The sequence below is a fragment of the Saccharospirillum salsuginis genome (genome assembly GCF_014651855.1).
Classification (GTDB): domain Bacteria; phylum Pseudomonadota; class Gammaproteobacteria; order Pseudomonadales; family Natronospirillaceae; genus Saccharospirillum; species Saccharospirillum salsuginis.
In genome coordinates, this window is the sequence record NZ_BMXR01000010.1 from 108,549 (window position 1) to 125,372 (window position 16,824).

Sequence of the window (16,824 nt, forward strand, 5' to 3'; positions counted from 1 at the left end):
ACCCTTTACAATGCGCTTAAGTTTGTTTCGACTGTCATCCTTTACCAGACGCCCTTTACAGGGCTCCGCATAACTTCGGGTTTAGCAAGAATGGGGCATCATTCGAGTGAAATGGTTACTAGAGAGTTTGCTGAAGACTGTTCAAATTGGCAGTTACGATTCGATCAATATAGCCTGTTTCAAATCCGACAACAGAGAATTCTTCCACTTTATAACTCGAGTACTGACATTTGTAGAAGAAGTAGATTTAAAAAGGTATCAGAGAATCACTCAAGAGCTGGACTGGATAGTCAATCAGCAAGCGCTCGCACGATACTCTGGAAAGTATTCTAGCTCGCTTCGTATGTGCTCTGTCGGATACGACATTACAGACGAAACTAGTAATGATGACGTTATTTACTATGCGTCCCTGGTTATTCATGAAGCTACACATGGGTATATTTACCGAAAGGGAATAAAGTACTCTGAGGAAAACTGGGAAAGAATAGAACGGTTGTGTGTTGCAGAACAGAATCGCTTCCTAAAGAAAGCCAAAACCATGTTTCCAGAAATCGCTGAAAAATACATTTCCGAGTTCAATCCAAAAAGTTGGAAGTATTATTGGAGTACTCCAAGCTGGAAGAAGCTGCTCCATCAGCTATCGAGAATTCTTCGCGGCTAACAAACCTAGCAACAATGCTCCTAGGGGTTTTGAAGTCTACCCGTATCACCCAGGCCGACACTTCGTCGGCCCGGGCTGCAACGATTAATCGGACAACGCTTCTGCGCGTTCAACGTAGTCCTGATAGGCCGGAATGGCGATGGCCGACAGAATCCCCACCATGGCGACCCCGGCCATAGGCGACGCCTGAATCAGTTCGATCGGGTGGTTCTCATAGCCGAATTCAAGCCGGATGGCCTGGTCCTGATAGTCCACCGCGGCGCTGACGGTCGAGGTCTCGGGCCAGGCCCGTTGATGGGCCGGCGTGAACGCCATCATATTGACATCTGCGTTGACCGCATCGCTCCAATGCTTATCGAGACACCCACATCAAAGACTGTCTCAACCATCCATTTAATGATTTAGGTCATCGTCTATATTTCTAGCACGACTTTTAACTTTATTAACTCTGGATGTCGCAGCTTCGGCAACATAAGGCAAATCAATGCCCCACACATACTTGAATGATTTTATCAAAATATAGAGAAACAAAAGTGGCAATAACAGCATTTTGAACAGAAACAAAGTCAACGCTGTCAGTGTGGAATTAACTAAACGGTCTGCGAGGCTGGAGATGTAGCTCCAGGCCTCCGTCACACCGCCAGAAAATTTACTTAGGAAACCATCACTCTCTGAGAATAGATGCTGTTGTACTCGTTCAATTTCATCATTTATGTGTTCTATTTCATTATCAATTTCCGAAGAGCGATCTTGTAAACTATTGGCACGGTCTTCCATGGATTCAATTTCAGTTTTCAGCTTATCTGTTTCTTCATTTCCTATCAGACTGTTAAATCCTCCGATTTCATCCTTAGCCTTTTCAAATTCACGTGTATGTTTGTCTATTTCATAGACCAGTTTACGGTATTCCTCTCTAATAGGTTTCAACTCACTCTGCAATGTATCTTTCCGTGCTTTGAGAACGCCCAAATCGGCCTGTATGGCTCCTTCCAATTCCTCTGATACATCTGCCGCTGCCTGTTTCGACTCGTTAAGTTCAGAAGACAGTTGACTAGTGGTTGCACTTTCCTTACTGATTTTCTCATCCAGGAAAGATGTACTGAATGCAGTTGTGACCAGCATCATAATAGTAACCGCAAACCGAAGGAACAACGCAGAAACAAATAGCCTGAACAGAACTACTTTTACACCAACCCCAAATACATAGAAACTCAAGAGAAAAGACAGACAGGAAACTGTGAATAAAATATTGAACAATATTGTCGATGTTATTTCAACTATAATTCTCTGTAAGAGATAAGAGCCGATTGCGAGTTTGAGTCCCTCGGAAACATATTCGACGAGATCATTAACCGGATCCAGGAGCTCACCGACAGCCAAACTGGAGATCACAAAATTCACTTCAATTTCTTGAAACGTCGAAATAATCGCATTCAGGAATCGAATGGTCCCATAGAATGCACCGGCTTGAATTAGCCCGTCATTGGCATATTCACTGGCCATAGAATCAAGCAAACCAGACCAAGCTATGATTAAGGTCATTGCAATACCGATAAACAAAGTAATTCTCTGGCGTTTAGTCAGGTTCACAATACTTCCCCTTTCTAAAAGGTCTCGGTATGTTTCGGTTTAAGGACTCTGATTGGAAAAACCTGCGGCCACGGCCATTTCCAGCTAAGAGCACCTGCTATGAAGGCGGTACCGCTCCTCATTATAGTAGATCATAGGAATTATTTGGGCCGACAGTTCGCCGGCCCGGGCTGCAACGATTAATCGGACAACGCTTCAGCGCGTTCAACATAGTCCTGATAGGCCGGAATGGCGACGGCCGACAGAATTCCCACCATGGCGACCCCGGCCATGGGCGACGCCTGAACCAGTTCGATCGGGTGGTTCTCATAGCCGAATTCAAGCCGGATGGCCTGGTCCTGATAGTCCACGGCGGCGCTAACCGTCGAGGTCTCGGGCCAGGCCCGTTGATGGGCCGGCGGGAACGCCATCATGTTCACATCCGCGTTGACCGCGTCGCTCAACATCTGCATCCCCATCAGATAGTAATGGTAATTTTTCCGGACCACGTCGTCGGAGTGGCTTAACACCATCATGCTGCGACCGGCGTCCCCGGTGGCGGCCAGCCAGGGCTGGACTTCGAATTCGCTACCCAGGTCGACCCGCGCCATCAGCACTTGGGGCACGCCGGCGAAGACCCAGTTGTCGCCTTCGCGCATCACCCAGGTTTGGATGCTTTGTCCGCGCGTGAACAAGGCAAATTCCGGTTCCTGTTGTGGCATCCACTGCTCTGTGGGTACGCGCCAGCGCATGAGCGTGGTGCCATTGTAGTCATGCTCGGTCACGGAGAGCAGTTCCGAAGCCGACAGTTTGGCAACCAGGTCGGCTAACGGGTTGGGCTGCGTAGCTTCCAGAATACTGTAGGTGCCCAATTCATCGTAAACCGTGGTGACGCGACCGGAAAAGGCGTCGACGATCGACTGGACGGTCATGTCGTACTCGGCCAGTTCGGCGTCCCACTTGGTGAGGTCTGTACCGGCAAGCTGAGCCACCGTTGTCACCCACTCGTAGTTCGGCATTGAAAACACACCGAGAACATCCGGTCGGCCGTGGGTGGTCACGCTGGTTGGTGCGGCCGCGGGCAAAGTCAAATCCCAGATCGGGCCGCCAGTGCCGTCGGCATAGACGCTCAAACGACCGCGCCCTTGGGCGGTTCCCAGGCTTAGCGCCACTTCATCGGTACGGTCCAATCCGAGTTGTTTGAGCTGGGCCAATTGGCTCTGGCCCATGAACGGCTGTGCCATCGGCAGTAGCTTGGCCGCGCTCACCCAGGTATAGAGCCCATAGCCGCTGGCCTCCATAGTGGCCTGACGGGTCAGGGCCGGGTGGGTGTCATTGGCCGTCTGCCCGATTTGAGACAGGGCATCGGCACTGGCGGAAAACCCGGCCACCAGCGTCAGACGGCGATTGTCGGGGTTGTATTGGTAGTAAGCGGGTACCGGGCCGAGGGCGAGCATCCCCGGCGCATCCGAGGTCAGCGGTTTGTTCAGGCGGACGGCGGACTGAGTGGCGACCCATTGCGCGATCTGCTCCTGAAACGCCTCCTGGCTGTCGAAATCCAGACGGGCGGTGGCCTGCACGCGGGCTGCGGTGAAGCTCGCGCCCTCGGGAATGGATACCGCGATTTCCAGCGGGGAGCGCAAACGTTCCAACACGAGGTTGGCGACCGACGCGGCCGCACCCATGCCTTCCAACTCGGTTCGGGTGCCGCTGAACAGTTGCTTCAGCGCTTGCTCGTTCGCATCGCTTTCCAGCAATTGCCCCATACCGTTGTCCTTGGGTGCGGCATACAGCGCCGCAACACTCGGTACACGGACGTAGGCGACGGTGTCATCCGGCAGATGGTGGATCAGACTGGCGGGCTGAGTGAGCTCGTCTGACCAGGTGATCTCACGTTCGGCCGGTGTATCCGGTTGGGCCTCGGCTTGGGAATCGGTTTCGGGTTGGCAGGCGACCAGGAATAGACTGGTCGCCAGCAGGGATAGGCGCTTCAAGGGCATTAAAAGGTTCCTTCTTGGGTCAACGAAAGGGACGAGCTTATTGGATTGCCGTCGTTGAGCCAAGAGAAGGGTGCAGCCGTCCTGGTTGGGGTTCCGGTTGAATTTCCCCTGGGCCGTGATTTTGTCGCCAGTTCCGGGGCTACAACGCTTGGCCGCACCTGCTACATTGATTCTCCACACCCCATCTATCCGGAGAAGCGCCATGAACGAAACAACTCGTCGCAGGTTCCTGATCGGCCTGGCTGCGTCCGGGCCGCTGCTGCTGCCGGCCCCGTTGCTGCGCGCGGCCGGGCATCTCGTCCTTACCCCTACCCAGTCAGCTGGCCCGTTCTACCCGGATGAACTGCCGCTCGACCACGACAACGACCTGATTCGGGTGAATGACGGCGAGCAGGCGAAGGGTGTGATCAGTAACGTCTATGGCCGCGTACTTGACCGCAGCGGGGCACCCGTACCCCAGGCGCGTGTCGAGATTTGGCAATGCGACGCCAACGGGCGCTACCACCACCAGGGCGACCCCAATGACGCGGCCCTGGACCCGAATTTCCAGGGCTTCGGCTCGACAACGACCGACACCGACGGACGCTACCGGTTCCGCACCATCAAGCCGGTTCCGTACCCGGGCCGAACGCCGCACATCCACTTCAGGGTGAAGGGCGAGGCGTTCGAGGACCTGACCACCCAGCTTTATGTTGCTGGAGACCCTCAGAATATCGAAGATTGGCTCTATCGGAACGTGGGGAGCCCCGAGTTGAGGCAGTTGGTGGAAGCCGAATTTGTCGCTTCCAGCTCCGAGTCCGCGGAGTTGGAGGCGGAATGGGACATTGTGGTTGGAATCTAGGGGATGCAAAGCTATGACGCAGTCAGGGACATGGATTCCAACCTGATTTATCATCAAGAAGCCGTTATGTTCAGGGCTGGACGGTATGCCGCCAACTCTGGTAGAGCGTCATGTATTCGCGGTTCATATTCATTCTCCTCCGATTGTCCTTCGGTATGACAGAGGCGAAGAGCTAAGACCATCACCAACTCAACCGCACCAGCGGCTTCGTTCTACAAAAGACTCAAAGACGACGCCAAGTGCCAATGTGCTTTAACTTGGCATTACTACTCAAAGCCAGCTCTTAGGTGCCAAGATGAATATCAATAATTATTTTGATGAACAAGGCAGTGGTTCACCTATCATATTAATACATGGCTCGTATGCGACGGCATCAACATGGAAAAAGATGGTTGATCAGCTCGCTGCAAGTCATCGTTGTATTTCAATAAAACTTCCGGGTCATTGCGGCACTCCTGATCCCGATGATTTTATCAACCCGACCATAGAAACCGAGTTAGATATTGTAAAGAAAGTAGTCAATTCACTGACAGAAGAGCCAGTTCATTTAGTGGGCCACTCTTTCGGGGGCGTTGTGGCGTTGGCACAAGCTCTTAAAAACAATATAAACATTAGTCGGTTGTCACTGTTTGAACCCGTAGCAGTATCATTATTGGATGACAGAATGAGTACTATCGTACAAGAGTTTCTTGCCAAGTACCGTCGTGATGTAACTGCCAAAGTTCCATTTGCTTGCGGTCAGGTTATCGATTTTTGGGGAGGAAAAGGTTCGTTTGATTCATTACCCGGGTTTATACAAGAAGGCATGGAAGCTTTAGTTGACAACAACATACGACACTGGGATTCCGAAGCCAATATGGACTACAAGCTAATCGATTTTCAGGGGATCTCTGTACCCACGCAGTTAATTTGTGGTACTAAATCCAATCCTGTGGCCCACTCAATATGCGACCACTTGAACAGTCTAATACCGCATAGCAAAAAGTACACAATTGAGGGGGCAAGTCATTTTTTAGTGACCAGTCATGCCCGTGAATGCCTGGAGGTACTCGACAATCAACTGTAAATCTAGGGGATAGAAGGCAAAGCCCCTGTCGAAGGTGTGGCTTCAGCGAGATGCCCTGCGTCATGGATTCTAACCTGATACCCTATCCCGATAAATCCACCGATTTCGTCAAACACCAAGGAGCTTACTATGAGTGTCGCCATTGCCCTTCACGTTCTCGCAGCCGCCATCTGGGTAGGCGGCATGTTTTTCGCCTATATGGCCATGCGCCCCGCCGTTGGCCTGGTGGTGGATGCCCCTCAGCGCGGCGCGCTCTGGTGTCATACACTGACGCGTTTTTTCCGATGGGTTTGGGTGTCGATAGTATTACTGCTGGCAACCGGCTACTGGATGATATTCGCCGTGTTCGGGGGCATGGCGGGTGCTGGTTGGCACATCCATGTCATGCAGGGACTTGGAATCGTGATGATGCTGATTTTCCTGCACGTCTATTTTGTACCCTTCCGGCGACTGAAACAGGCAGTGGCGAACAGCGACCCGCAAGAGGGCCAACGCCGTGTTGGTCAGATCCGCATGCTGGTTGGGGTCAATTTGATACTTGGGTTGTTGGTTATTGTTGTTGGGGCTGGTGGGCGGTATTTGCAATGACTGGCGGACGGCATGTATCTACCGGAGAGCAAACCGTGCAATGAAATCAGCTGGCTCGCCTAATACCCGCGGGTAGTCCCTTACCTCAACGTCCAGGCGAGTGACGACCCGCCAACTAACAGCGCATAACCCGGAGAGATCGGTTGAATTGATGGTTTTGTGAAGTGTAACCGGCTTTTGTGCTGTACCCGCCCATGAGGCGGAGAGGTACCTTTGTTACAATGCCGTTCGAACCATACAGGGAACGAAGGAATGAATCACCGGAGCATCGCGCTGACCCTCGCGCTGTCCACTATAGCCCTCGCAGCCTGCCGATCCGAACCCAAGGATGACACCCCGCCTATGCCGGAGCGCACCGTCACCCAGGCTGAGATCGATGCGTTGATCAAGCGCTCCAAGGCACAGATGGTGTTTGTGGAGGGTGGGACCTTTATGATGGGGGACTATAAGAACGAGGACGGCCTCTATATGACACCTTATCGGGACAATAAGCCCCCGACCGAGGTGACCTTAGACAGTTATTCCATTGGTGCCTATGAGATTAGTTATGGGGAATACGATCTATACACCGATTTCAATAATTTGCCCCGAACAAATTGGAAGGTTCGTTCTGTAGGCGCGGAATGGCGGGGGCCAGATTACCCAGCCGGAGTCAGTTGGCATGGCGCCAAAAATTACTGCTTGTGGTTGGCCAAGCAGACGGGTCTGCCTTTCGACCTGCCAACCGAGGCACAGTGGGAGTACGCCGCCCGCAGCCGGGGGCAGAAAGTCCTGTACGCGACGAATGACGGAACTATTCGTCGCGGTGAAAATTTCTCTGAGTTCACGCGCAACCCACGTCCGTCCGGAACCTTTCCTCCGAACCCACTGGGACTCTACGATATGGCAGGTAATATGGAAGACTGGGTTAATGATTGGTTTGCAAAGGATTACTACCAATGGGGAGACTCGATTAACCCCCAAGGTCCAGAAAGTGGAACCCACAAGGTGCTCAGAGGGGGGACTTTCCTTGAATCCCCCAGTGCCAGCAATGTATTTCACCGATATGAAAGTGAGAAGCTCAATACAGACTATCGAAGTACAGGATTTCGATGTGCAGTAAACCAACCAACTCCCATTGACCGAAGAATGGGGTCCCTTTAGAAATACGGCTCATCCTACCCCGTGTGTTTTTCAGGGTTGGATGAGCCGACCGTTGGGCCTAAACCAGGCGTACAGAAGGCTGTGCCATCAAGGCGGCGACTTCCGCTTTGACATCCTTAATGGCTGTTTTGGGTAACTGGTCATACCACCGATTGAACAATCGCTGCTCCTTCCCGTCAAGGAAATCACTCAACAACTCGAACCCTCGCCAGGCATCCCAGTCGGTGCTGCTGGGGTGAACAGGACCATCGGGACCCATCCGTTCTACGATCTCAACCAATTCACGCTCGCATGTAACTGTAGACAGAACCTTGATCACTGCTTCCTCCCTGTATTCGTTAAATCCGGTCAACCCAATGTTGCCGTACTTACCTTCAACCATGCACAGCTTTCGTAGAATACTTGCCTTAGCTTCCGGTGGAGCGAATTGAATCAGTCCCTGTTCATCCTTCAAAATGTTTATGGCCAATTGCTTCGCTTGTTCATCTTGCTCTGACATAAGCTTAAGAGCCCCCCACCACTCATCAATGTCCCGCACTGTATCCAGTAAACAGTCGAAAACGTTCTCACCCAGTTGCAAGGCACCCGAAATCACTTGGTGAAAGGCTTGGAAAGCTTCTTCATTGATAAATTCCAGTTTTCGGAAGTCGAACTTCATCAACTGGTGGTAAATACACTGAATGAAGCTAGTAATGGTATCCACGTTAACACTGGCAACCAAGGCACCGGCAGCACCGACCCCAAAACACGCTCCAACCCGACTGCGGACCATAAACTTACCGTCATCGAAAGCGACATAAAGCTTGGCCTCAGCACCGGCCCCAGCCTGCGCATTGAACTCCCCACCCATCTCAGCAAACGCCGAAAAAGCCGGTTCATCGCCAGTCCGCTTTTCTGGGTTATCCCATTCCAGCGCTCCTTTTACACCACAGCCTCCGGAAATCCCCGCGAATGCCGAAGCGCCCACATCGGCGCCTTGAACCGGAGGATGAGGCTCGAAGTCCTCATCGGATTCGGCTTTTTCTTCGGCTTCACTGTCGGTCAGCCCTTTCAACGCGGCCTTCGAGCCCTCCATGCTCAGTTCGACATTGGCACAGACCAGGGCCTTGGCGCCGGAAAAGCCGATCAATTCGATGATCATGCTGGCGCGTACGGCGCCGAAATCCAGGGTGGTGGTGTCGGGCGAATGCTTGTCTTTCAGTTCCAGTTGGAGCGCAAAGCCGTCCTTATCTGGAAAGTGGCTCTCCACCGTGACCTTGCCCTCGGCCAACGCCGCCGAGGCGGAGGCATTGGCCGCGAGGCCGATGGCGGTTTTGCTGACGCTTGCACTCAATGAGGCGCCGGCCATCAGCCGCATGACGGCGGCTTCGGTGGTGGCGGTGAAAAGCTCGGAGTCGGCCAGCCAGTCCCGCTTTTGCCCGGTGGTCTCGTTCCAGCTTTCGGCCCAGTCGGTCATGGCGGTGTCGAATTGGGCGAGGCTGAGCTTGAAGTCGACTTTCTCCAGGCCGCCCTGGTAGTCCTCTTTCAGGGTGCGCTGTGCTTTGGCGGCATCGAAGGAGCCGGTGGCGTCGGTGAAGCGGCGCTCGTCGCGCACGGTGACGGCGAGGCCGTAGCGGCGAACATGGTTGGCGATCTTGTCGCTGCGCACGTAGGTGGCCTTGCGGCCTTTGTAGCCGGCCAACTCGGTCAGGCCGGCGATGCCAGTATCGCTGCGCCCGGCCGGGGCCAGGGCTTTCATGACGGCGGCTTTCTTTTCGGGGATGGCCTCGGCGTCGTCCGCTTCCACGGCTTCGTTGAGAGCAAGCAAGGCGTCGTCGATGAGTTGGCTGTCGGTGTCGATCTGATGGGTCAGGTAGTCGGTCACCAGCAGCAGTTCGCCGGTCTCCGGGCGGTAGCAGACATCCAATGGCTGCGCACGGGGGTTGCTGGGCGGTTCGATGCGAATTGTCCGTCTGTGTTCGACAGTGCCGTTGCGGGCGGTCAGTTGGTAGTCACCGGCCTTGACCGGGATGCGGAAGTCCCAGAACCGGGGTTCTCCGGAGGTGGCCGCTGGGCCTGGCTGGAACGGCAGGTTCTGTTGGCCCTCGGTCGGCCCGTCCCAGGTGAGTGAGATGCTTTTAGTCTGCGGGTTGGCCGAGCCGGAGATCGGCAGACGGTAGCCGGGCACCTGAATCCGGCTGCCCGGAGCGGGCAGTCGGTCGTAGCTGTGGCGCTCATTAAGGTTCAGCAGTGGCTTGAGGATTGGCAGGCCGTAGAGCCGCCGGGCCAGGTCGAACACGGATTCGTCCTCGCCCAGTTGGTACGCCTCGCGGCTTGGGTGGATGGGTCGCTCGCCCAGTTCAAGCTCCGGTGGTTTGGGGTGGATACCGTCCAAGGGGTCGTAAATGTGGACCGTCACGTTGAAATGCGGTGGCCCGGTGAAACGACCACCGCCCCAGCGACTGCGCTCACCCTCACCGTGTTCGGTCTCGTGCGTTTGACGGGTGCTGTGGGAAGCCGTGCCGGACGATCCGCCGGTCTTCGATTCATTCGGAAACTTTCTAAACAGATAGGGCTGCCCTCTATCCATGGCGGAACAGACACTGCGTTCAATGTGTCGGGCCTGTCGACCGTCCCAGAGAATCAAAACCTGATCGGACGGCACCGGCTCGACTAGCCAATTGAGTCCTTCCACCCGGATGCGTTGCAGCCAACAAAAGCCGCCGTCGTTCTGAATGATCGGTCGTAATCTGGAAGCCACAGGTTGAGGCAAAGCGAACCAGTGAATGGACTGGTAGCCGGCGGGAATTGAGGGTTTTGTCTCCTCGTCAAACACACTCATCTTGCATCCTTTTGGTCGTTACCGTCGCGGTTTTCCTTACCGAAGTTGAGATACACCCGCCGTTTGGTTTTGTGGCATGCGAAACAACTCGACAACAAAGGGAGTGGCGAAGTGTAGGGAAAAGACGACTTTCAAGATACGGGATGCATAGCAAACTTTCGTGGAATTAATCACAAAAATAGATTTAATTCGGCTATAAACCACTGAGAAAATGCCAAAAATTACAGTAGGTCATTTATTCATTCTTCACACATTTAGAACGTACCGATACGCTCAAATACAACGTTTATTTATACGAAATGGAGACACCCCCGTTTACTGACACCTCCGTCCAGAGCGGCTTTTCCATCGCCATCACGGTGGTGCTAAACTGCTACTCACATTTACCATGGACTCGATCATGAAGCCCGATCCACGACAGCTCCGTTCGCTCAGACAGGCTCTCGCGTTCTGGCACCCCATTCCGGATGCCCTGTGGCCGGATGTGGCCAGACTGTTTTCGGCGACCGAGATGGAGGCCGCTAAACCGGTCGTCTCGGCCGGCGAGCATACGGACGTGTTCTACTTTGTAACCGAGGGGCTGCTGCGCATTTACTACATCGATCGAGACGGGCGCGAAACGAACAAATCGTTCATCGACGCAGGGGGCTTTGCCGGGGCGTTTTCGTCCTACTCGGTTCTGGAACCATCGCCATTCCACATTCAGACGCTGGAACCTTGTCGCTTGCTGTATGCCCGATGGGAAGATATGGATAACCTTTACCAAACTCACCCGACACTTGAGCGCTTGGGGCGGCGTATCGCTGAGTGGCTGTTGGTCAAAAAGGTCAACCGGGAACGCGAGCTACTGGAGCTGGATGCAACGGAACGCTATCAGGCGTTTCTGACCGCACACCCGACATTGGTGAAGCGCCTGCCCAACTATCACATAGCGTCTTACCTGGGCATTACAGATGTGTCCTTGTCGAGAATTCGGCAAAAAATGAAAGCCCGAACGTGACGTCGAGGCGAGTGCGGCTGATGCCCGGGCCGCCATTAACATCTGTTAAGGAAACACTGCCCACCCACCGATAGTCTGGTCGCCTGTTCATCAAGGTGACCTCAATATGATCAAACGACTCTCAGGCGTGCAAGACCGAATCATTCGGCTCGCCCATCGCCCCTGGTATCCAGGCCTGCTGGCTCTGGTCGCTGCATCCGATTATTTCGTGCCCGGAGCACCCACCAATGCGATCTTCATCGGCTCGGTGTTGCCCCGGGCGGATCGTTGGCGGTCCTTGAGCCTCTATTTCGCCCTGGGTTGTGCTTTCGGCACCTTTTTACTGGCGACGCTCATGGCCCTAACCGGGGACGCGTTCACAGCCTGGGTGGCGCAATCGGAAGCCGCCGATGTGTGGCAGCGTATTGATCATCTGATCGCCCGCTACGGTCTACTCACTTTGGCGGCCCTGTCCCTGATGTCCGCCCCCGTCCGCATTGCCGTAGCCATTCTGGCGATGACGGGATACGCGCCCTGGGTGCTGGCGGCGATCGTGCTGGCCGGACGCCTGGTCGCCTACCCCACCGTGGCCTGGCTGGTGGCCAGGGGTCCCCGTTGGCTCGGCCAAACTCGTTTATTCAAACGACTCCTGAACCGCAAACCAACGTCCACCCAAGTCGTTGACCACTAAAGGCGGTCAACAGTCTGGACTCGACCTCAACACAGGATACTCATCATGCAACTGCGTAACAGAACTGTATTCATTACCGGAGCGTCTTCAGGCATTGGCCGGGAACTGGCGTTCCGCTTTGCCGAGAAAGGCTGCTCTGTCTTATTGACCGGTCGCGACCGGGAGCGACTCACCGACACGGCCAATGCGGTATCGGGAACCGCCATCGTAGCCGACTTGACCTCACCCGATTCCGTGCGGTCGCTGGGAGCTAAGGTGGCCGCCGATCATCCCGACGTGTCGATTCTCGTCAACAGTGCCGCAATTCAAATCAATGGATTGTTCTCGGAAACGGACCCCGACCGGTTGTTCAACGACATCGCTCTGGAAACCCAGGTGGATTTCATCGCCCCCATTCAATTGTGCGGGCTCTTGTTACCCACCTTGCGTCAGCAGTCGATTCGAACCCGACAGCCCAGTGCCATTGTGAATCTGAATTCCGGCCTGGCGTTGGCCCCCAAAAAGTCGGGCGCCGTCTATTGTGCCACCAAGTCCGGGCTGCTCACTTTCAATAAGGCATTTCGATTTCAGTTGGAGGCCGATCAAGCGCGCAGTGGCGCTGACGTGCGGGTCATGGATGTGATCCTCCCAATGGTGGACACCCAGATGACCGCTGGGCGTGGCACCGGGAAAATCAGCGCGTTCTCGGCCGCCACCGGCATTGTGAGCGGTGTGGAGGCCGAACGAAACACCCTGTACATCGGCAAATCGAAGATATTGAGAGTGCTGGATCGACTGGTGCCCGAACTGTCCGGTCAGATGTTCAGGAACGCTTAACGTCCCTAGTCGACCGTCGGCCCAAGCTGTCGAGCCATTTGTGAGGCTGGCTTCCTGTGGAGCAATCGGGTAAATAGAGCCCCCAACGCAACAAATATTGCCTCAAGCCGGGGCCGAGCACATTTTTTATTGCAATGAGATCGTCTTCGGCCTTTGGGCGTAAGTCAATCGTCGGTGGAGCCATCGGTATCCTTAGTTACTTTGGCCAGAAATCCTTCTACATCCCAAGGAATTGGTTCACCGCTAGTTTCCCCTTCCTCGATCAGTCGACGCAACTGTTGCAACTTACTAGCCGCTGTTTGCTCTTGGAGCAATCGTAATCCGGCGCGGACCACTTCACTCTGGCTGGCAAAACCGCCGGTCTCGATCTGCGCTTCGATGAAGGCACTGAGCTCAGGGCTGGGCTGGAAGGTAATGGTACGTGACATCTTACATAACTCCTGTAAGAATATTTCTTACATCTTAGGATGACTGTAAAACCGCGTCAACCACGAGGCTGTGCTTCACATTGACTGGGTTTGAGGTTAATTGCAGTGCTAACAATGTTCGAAACCATGAAATTCACTCGACAGTTTTTCTTCCGAAGGACCATCCACATAAACCGGCTCCCTGGCTTGGGCTGACCCCTGGCATGTCTGTCCCCCGCGCAGAACCGGAAACACCCTCTACAATGGTTGGCGCAGTGGCCCGGAGACGTTGCGGGCATAAAAAAGTCACTTTTCGAACCTTGCCCTGTCGAAAACGGGGCGGCTGGTTCGACTACTCGATACGGGATGCAGCGGGATCACACCGCTGACCTTTGCCAATCCAGCGCGGCTCTGAGCTGTGCTGGAGTACCCGATCATCCAATTCCAAGGAGAAAGACCATGACAACACCCGCAAAGAACACGATTTGCCTGTGGTACGACGGTGGCGCGGAAGAGGCGGCGCGGTTTTACGCCGAGACGTTTCCGGATTCGTCCGTCCACGCCGTACACCACGCACCGGGTGATTTCCCGTCGGGCAAGAAAGGCGACGTGCTGACGGTCGACTTCACCGTGCTCGGCATACCCTGCCTCGGGCTGAACGGCGGGTCCGAGTTCACCCACAGCGAGGCGTTCTCGTTTCAGGTGGCCACGAAAGACCAGGCCGAAACGGACCGTTATTGGAACGCCATCGTCGGCAATGGCGGAGAAGAGAGCCAGTGTGGGTGGTGCAAGGACAAATGGGGGATCTCCTGGCAGATAACGCCCATCGCCTTGACCAAAGCGGTCACCAACCCCGACCCGGCCGCGGCCAAACGCGCGTTCGAAGCGATGATGGAGATGAGAAAGATCGACATCGCCACCATCGAGGGGGCGTTACGAGGTTGAGAGGTGGCCGGCTAACGCACTAACCGCCGCTCCGGTCGGTCGAGCCCCAGCACCCGAGCCTGCCAGCGCCGGTGCTGGATAAAGTCCCATCCGACCGCGGCTGCGAGGAGCGCGAAACCGACCAGTTCGATGCCTCCCTGGTAGCGAATCAGTTGGGTATGGAGAACCAGGGCGGCTCCGGCCACGGCCAGCACGGCGGGCCAGGGCTTGCGGTGGCGTACGGTCCCGGCGAGGACGGCCGCTGTGGCGACCAGGGTGAACGCGACGATGGCGCCGGCCCAGACGGCCTCGTTCAGCATCAGGCTGACCCCCAGAGCGACCAGAATACCCAGTACGGCGATCAGGCCGTAGCAGGCCATCAGCGCCAGGCCCAGCCCCGCCCATCCGGCCAGGCCGCGGCGCCAGAGCCCGCTGAGCCAGCGCCTGGGGTTCAGCCGCCGCAGCCATTGCCGGCCGGGTGCCGGTGGTTGCACTCCACGACGCATGCCGACCTCGATCGCGCAGGCCCCGAAGGCGGCGGCGATTTCCCGGGTCTGGGCGCTGGGGCTGTGGCTGAAGTAGTCGAAACGACGCAGCACGTCGATGTCTTCGAAACCGGCGTCGCGAAACAGGGCCAGAAACTGGTCTTCCGGGGTAGCGCCGACCACGCATTCCACCCACAGGCGAGGGTCGCTGTGGCAGTCCACTGTGACCGGCCGACCAATCACCACATCGGCGATCTGCAGGCGCCCGCCCGGCCGCAGGACACGGAACATCTCGGCCACGGCGCGGCGCTTGTCCGGCACCAGGTTGAGCGCCCCGTTGCTGGTGATGACGTCCACCGATTCATCGTCCAACGGTATCGCTTCGGCGGAGCCCTGCACCACCTGAACGTTGTCGAAACCGGCTCGCCGGGCGCCGTTGCGCAGCTTGTGCGCCATGGCGGGGGTCATATCCAGAGCAATCACCCGGCCCCGCGCGCCCACCTGGCCGGCGGCGATGAGGCTGTCGGTACCGGCACCGGCGCCGATGTCCAGGCAGGTATCCCCGGCGCACACGGCCTGGGCGCGGAAGGGGTAACCCACCCCGGCGAAGGATTCCAGTTGCGGTTCGGGCAGCGCATCCAGCAGATCGTCGGGGTAGCCGAGCACCTCGCCCGCGTGTCGGCCGACCAGAAAGTGAAAGGGCGTTCGCGGCCGCTCGGCGACGGCCGTGTACATCTGCCGGACGGCCGTGCGGATCTGATCGTGTGTGTACCCCAGAATGGCAACCATGGCGCCCTCCCGACCCCGGTTTTAGAAAGATTCCATGACCTCTCGCAACCGCCGGTGCAGCGATTCCGGCGCCGCTACTCGGGAGGTCTCGCCCAGCCGGCGACGCAGACGTTTCTCGAATTCGGCGCGGGTGAAACAATCCCGGCAGTGTTCGATGTGACGCTCGATGCGGTGCTGCATCTCCTCGTCCAATTCACGGTCGAGGTAGTCGAACAATTGCTCGATTACCTCCTCGCAACGGATGTCTCGCGGGCTCATCATTCACCTCCACCGTGGTTGGTCGGACAAGGGCCGTACACCAGCCCGGCGTCCTGTGCGCATTCCCAGAGCGCGGCCTGCAATTGCGAACGCGCCCGGCTGAGTCGCGAACGGATGGTACCCAGCGGCAGTGCCAGCATCTCGCTCACCTCCCGATAACTGTAGCCCTGGACCTCGACCAGAACCACGACCAGTCGGTAGGGCTCCGGCAGATCGTCCAGAGCGCGCTCGATGTCGTCCAGCAAGAGGCTGTCGAGCACCTGGTCCTGGGGCGTTCCCCACCACAGCAGAAAGGGCTGATGCAGTTGTTCGAAGAGGGAAAAGCCTGTCACAGGTTGCTCTTCCCCCTCGGTCTCCAGCCCGGTTTCCCGGTCCTGGCGACAACGCCGGCGACGCAAGAGGCTGATGAAGGTGTTGTTGAGGATGCGGAACAGCCAGCCTTCGAACTGGGCCCGGTCGCGCAATTCGTCCAGACGCGACCAGGCTTTGGCCACCGCCTCGGCCACCACATCCTGAGCCTCGTCCGGGTCGCGCGTCAGGCGCAGGGCGGTGCCGTATAGGCGGTCGGTCAGCCGCTCCACCTCACGGGCGAAAAACCTTCGTTGTTCGGCCACCGAACGTGACCGATGCGAATCCGTCGCTGGCATAGGCCCCTCTGTGTTCGGCCGGTCCCGTCAAACCCTAGGCGGTCGCCCGGCGGGCGTCCAGCGTCATGCGGACCGACATTGCAGCAAGGACGCACCGGTGGTGAAAAAGGTTCCCGGGGAACAAAAACGGACGCCGCCG

General features: G+C 56.2%; 17 protein-coding genes. 9 read left to right on the plus strand and 8 right to left on the minus strand.

Going from position 1 to position 16,824, the window contains the following annotated elements; genetic code table 11:
• Positions 1–106: 106 nt before the first annotated feature.
• On the plus strand, positions 107–661 hold the full coding sequence (locus IE111_RS18600) for a hypothetical protein (RefSeq protein ID WP_189611595.1): 555 nt from the start codon (positions 107–109) through the stop codon (positions 659–661).
• An 84-nt stretch (positions 662–745) separates the two neighbouring features.
• Here the strand turns inward: IE111_RS18600 and IE111_RS18605 are convergent, their stop codons facing one another.
• From IE111_RS18605 to IE111_RS18615, 3 genes are all read right to left on the minus strand, one after another.
• A complete protein-coding gene (locus IE111_RS18605; protein ID WP_189611597.1) occupies positions 746–979 on the minus strand; it encodes a hypothetical protein in 234 nt (77 codons plus the stop codon).
• 75 nt (positions 980–1,054) lie between these two features.
• A complete protein-coding gene (locus IE111_RS18610) occupies positions 1,055–2,251 on the minus strand; it encodes a hypothetical protein (RefSeq protein ID WP_189611599.1) in 1,197 nt (398 codons plus the stop codon).
• 179 nt (positions 2,252–2,430) lie between these two features.
• Positions 2,431–4,230: a pilin gene (locus IE111_RS18615; protein ID WP_189611600.1), complete on the minus strand. Its 1,800-nt coding sequence runs from the start codon at positions 4,228–4,230 to the stop codon at positions 2,431–2,433.
• Between the two features lie 202 nt (positions 4,231–4,432).
• On the opposite strand from IE111_RS18615, the gene IE111_RS18620 reads away from it, so the two are divergent.
• The 4 genes from IE111_RS18620 to IE111_RS18635 all read left to right on the plus strand — a co-directional run bounded on the left by IE111_RS18620 (position 4,433) and on the right by IE111_RS18635 (position 7,868).
• On the plus strand, positions 4,433–5,071 hold the full coding sequence (locus tag IE111_RS18620) for a dioxygenase family protein (RefSeq protein ID WP_189611602.1): 639 nt from the start codon (positions 4,433–4,435) through the stop codon (positions 5,069–5,071).
• Positions 5,072–5,366: 295 nt separating this feature from the next.
• A complete protein-coding gene (locus IE111_RS18625; protein ID WP_189611605.1) occupies positions 5,367–6,137 on the plus strand; it encodes an alpha/beta fold hydrolase in 771 nt (256 codons plus the stop codon).
• 129 nt (positions 6,138–6,266) lie between these two features.
• Positions 6,267–6,725: a CopD family protein gene (locus tag IE111_RS18630; RefSeq protein ID WP_189611607.1), complete on the plus strand. Its 459-nt coding sequence runs from the start codon at positions 6,267–6,269 to the stop codon at positions 6,723–6,725.
• A gap of 342 nt (positions 6,726–7,067) precedes the next feature.
• Positions 7,068–7,868, plus strand: a complete 801-nt coding sequence (locus IE111_RS18635) for a formylglycine-generating enzyme family protein (protein ID WP_229805440.1) — start codon at positions 7,068–7,070, stop codon at positions 7,866–7,868.
• A gap of 58 nt (positions 7,869–7,926) precedes the next feature.
• Here IE111_RS18635 and IE111_RS18640 read toward each other — a convergent pair whose 3' ends face one another.
• Complete coding sequence (locus IE111_RS18640; protein WP_189611618.1) at positions 7,927–10,689, minus strand: hypothetical protein; 2,763 nt, start codon at positions 10,687–10,689, stop codon at positions 7,927–7,929.
• Between the two features lie 400 nt (positions 10,690–11,089).
• Here IE111_RS18640 and IE111_RS18645 point away from each other — a divergent pair, with 400 nt between their 5' ends.
• From IE111_RS18645 to IE111_RS18655, 3 genes are all read left to right on the plus strand, one after another.
• Positions 11,090–11,689, plus strand: coding sequence for a Crp/Fnr family transcriptional regulator (locus IE111_RS18645; RefSeq protein WP_189611621.1), 600 nt, complete (start codon positions 11,090–11,092; stop codon positions 11,687–11,689).
• 106 nt (positions 11,690–11,795) lie between these two features.
• Positions 11,796–12,359, plus strand: a complete 564-nt coding sequence (locus tag IE111_RS18650) for a hypothetical protein (RefSeq protein WP_189611623.1) — start codon at positions 11,796–11,798, stop codon at positions 12,357–12,359.
• Between the two features lie 45 nt (positions 12,360–12,404).
• Positions 12,405–13,175: an SDR family NAD(P)-dependent oxidoreductase gene (locus IE111_RS18655; RefSeq protein ID WP_189611625.1), complete on the plus strand. Its 771-nt coding sequence runs from the start codon at positions 12,405–12,407 to the stop codon at positions 13,173–13,175.
• A 164-nt stretch (positions 13,176–13,339) separates the two neighbouring features.
• Here IE111_RS18655 and IE111_RS18660 read toward each other — a convergent pair whose 3' ends face one another.
• On the minus strand, positions 13,340–13,603 hold the full coding sequence (locus IE111_RS18660) for a type II toxin-antitoxin system ParD family antitoxin (RefSeq protein ID WP_189611627.1): 264 nt from the start codon (positions 13,601–13,603) through the stop codon (positions 13,340–13,342).
• Positions 13,604–14,041: 438 nt separating this feature from the next.
• On the opposite strand from IE111_RS18660, the gene IE111_RS18665 reads away from it, so the two are divergent.
• Entirely contained in the window at positions 14,042–14,527 is a 486-nt protein-coding gene (locus IE111_RS18665; RefSeq protein WP_189611630.1) for a VOC family protein, read from the plus strand.
• 11 nt (positions 14,528–14,538) lie between these two features.
• Here the strand turns inward: IE111_RS18665 and IE111_RS18670 are convergent, their stop codons facing one another.
• The 3 genes from IE111_RS18670 to IE111_RS18680 are packed head-to-tail and all read right to left on the minus strand — an operon-like array spanning position 14,539 to position 16,652.
• Positions 14,539–15,780, minus strand: a complete 1,242-nt coding sequence (locus tag IE111_RS18670; RefSeq protein ID WP_189611631.1) for a MerC family mercury resistance protein — start codon at positions 15,778–15,780, stop codon at positions 14,539–14,541.
• Positions 15,781–15,801: 21 nt separating this feature from the next.
• Positions 15,802–16,041: an anti-sigma factor family protein gene (locus IE111_RS18675; RefSeq protein WP_229805441.1), complete on the minus strand. Its 240-nt coding sequence runs from the start codon at positions 16,039–16,041 to the stop codon at positions 15,802–15,804.
• Entirely contained in the window at positions 16,038–16,652 is a 615-nt protein-coding gene (locus IE111_RS18680; RefSeq protein WP_229805442.1) for an RNA polymerase sigma factor, read from the minus strand. Before IE111_RS18680 ends, IE111_RS18675 begins: the two co-directional genes overlap by 4 nt.
• Positions 16,653–16,824 lie beyond the last annotated feature (172 nt).

Bases quoted from the DNA above. Each gene is read 5' to 3' on its own strand.
- IE111_RS18660 (WP_189611627.1), bottom strand. From the start codon at position 13,603: ATGTCACGTACCATTACCTTCCAGCCCAGCCCTGAGCTCAGTGCCTTC.
- IE111_RS18675 (WP_229805441.1), bottom strand. From the start codon at position 16,041: ATGATGAGCCCGCGAGACATCCGTTGCGAGGAGGTAATCGAGCAATTG.
- IE111_RS18645 (WP_189611621.1), top strand. From the start codon at position 11,090: ATGAAGCCCGATCCACGACAGCTCCGTTCGCTCAGACAGGCTCTCGCG.
- IE111_RS18635 (WP_229805440.1), top strand. From the start codon at position 7,068: ATGCCGGAGCGCACCGTCACCCAGGCTGAGATCGATGCGTTGATCAAG.
- IE111_RS18615 (WP_189611600.1), bottom strand. From the start codon at position 4,230: ATGCCCTTGAAGCGCCTATCCCTGCTGGCGACCAGTCTATTCCTGGTC.
- IE111_RS18605 (WP_189611597.1), bottom strand. From the start codon at position 979: ATGATGGCGTTCACGCCGGCCCATCAACGGGCCTGGCCCGAGACCTCG.
- IE111_RS18665 (WP_189611630.1), top strand. From the start codon at position 14,042: ATGACAACACCCGCAAAGAACACGATTTGCCTGTGGTACGACGGTGGC.
- IE111_RS18670 (WP_189611631.1), bottom strand. From the start codon at position 15,780: ATGGTTGCCATTCTGGGGTACACACACGATCAGATCCGCACGGCCGTC.
- IE111_RS18650 (WP_189611623.1), top strand. From the start codon at position 11,796: ATGATCAAACGACTCTCAGGCGTGCAAGACCGAATCATTCGGCTCGCC.
- IE111_RS18625 (WP_189611605.1), top strand. From the start codon at position 5,367: ATGAATATCAATAATTATTTTGATGAACAAGGCAGTGGTTCACCTATC.
- IE111_RS18640 (WP_189611618.1), bottom strand. From the start codon at position 10,689: ATGAGTGTGTTTGACGAGGAGACAAAACCCTCAATTCCCGCCGGCTAC.
- IE111_RS18655 (WP_189611625.1), top strand. From the start codon at position 12,405: ATGCAACTGCGTAACAGAACTGTATTCATTACCGGAGCGTCTTCAGGC.
- IE111_RS18630 (WP_189611607.1), top strand. From the start codon at position 6,267: ATGAGTGTCGCCATTGCCCTTCACGTTCTCGCAGCCGCCATCTGGGTA.
- IE111_RS18620 (WP_189611602.1), top strand. From the start codon at position 4,433: ATGAACGAAACAACTCGTCGCAGGTTCCTGATCGGCCTGGCTGCGTCC.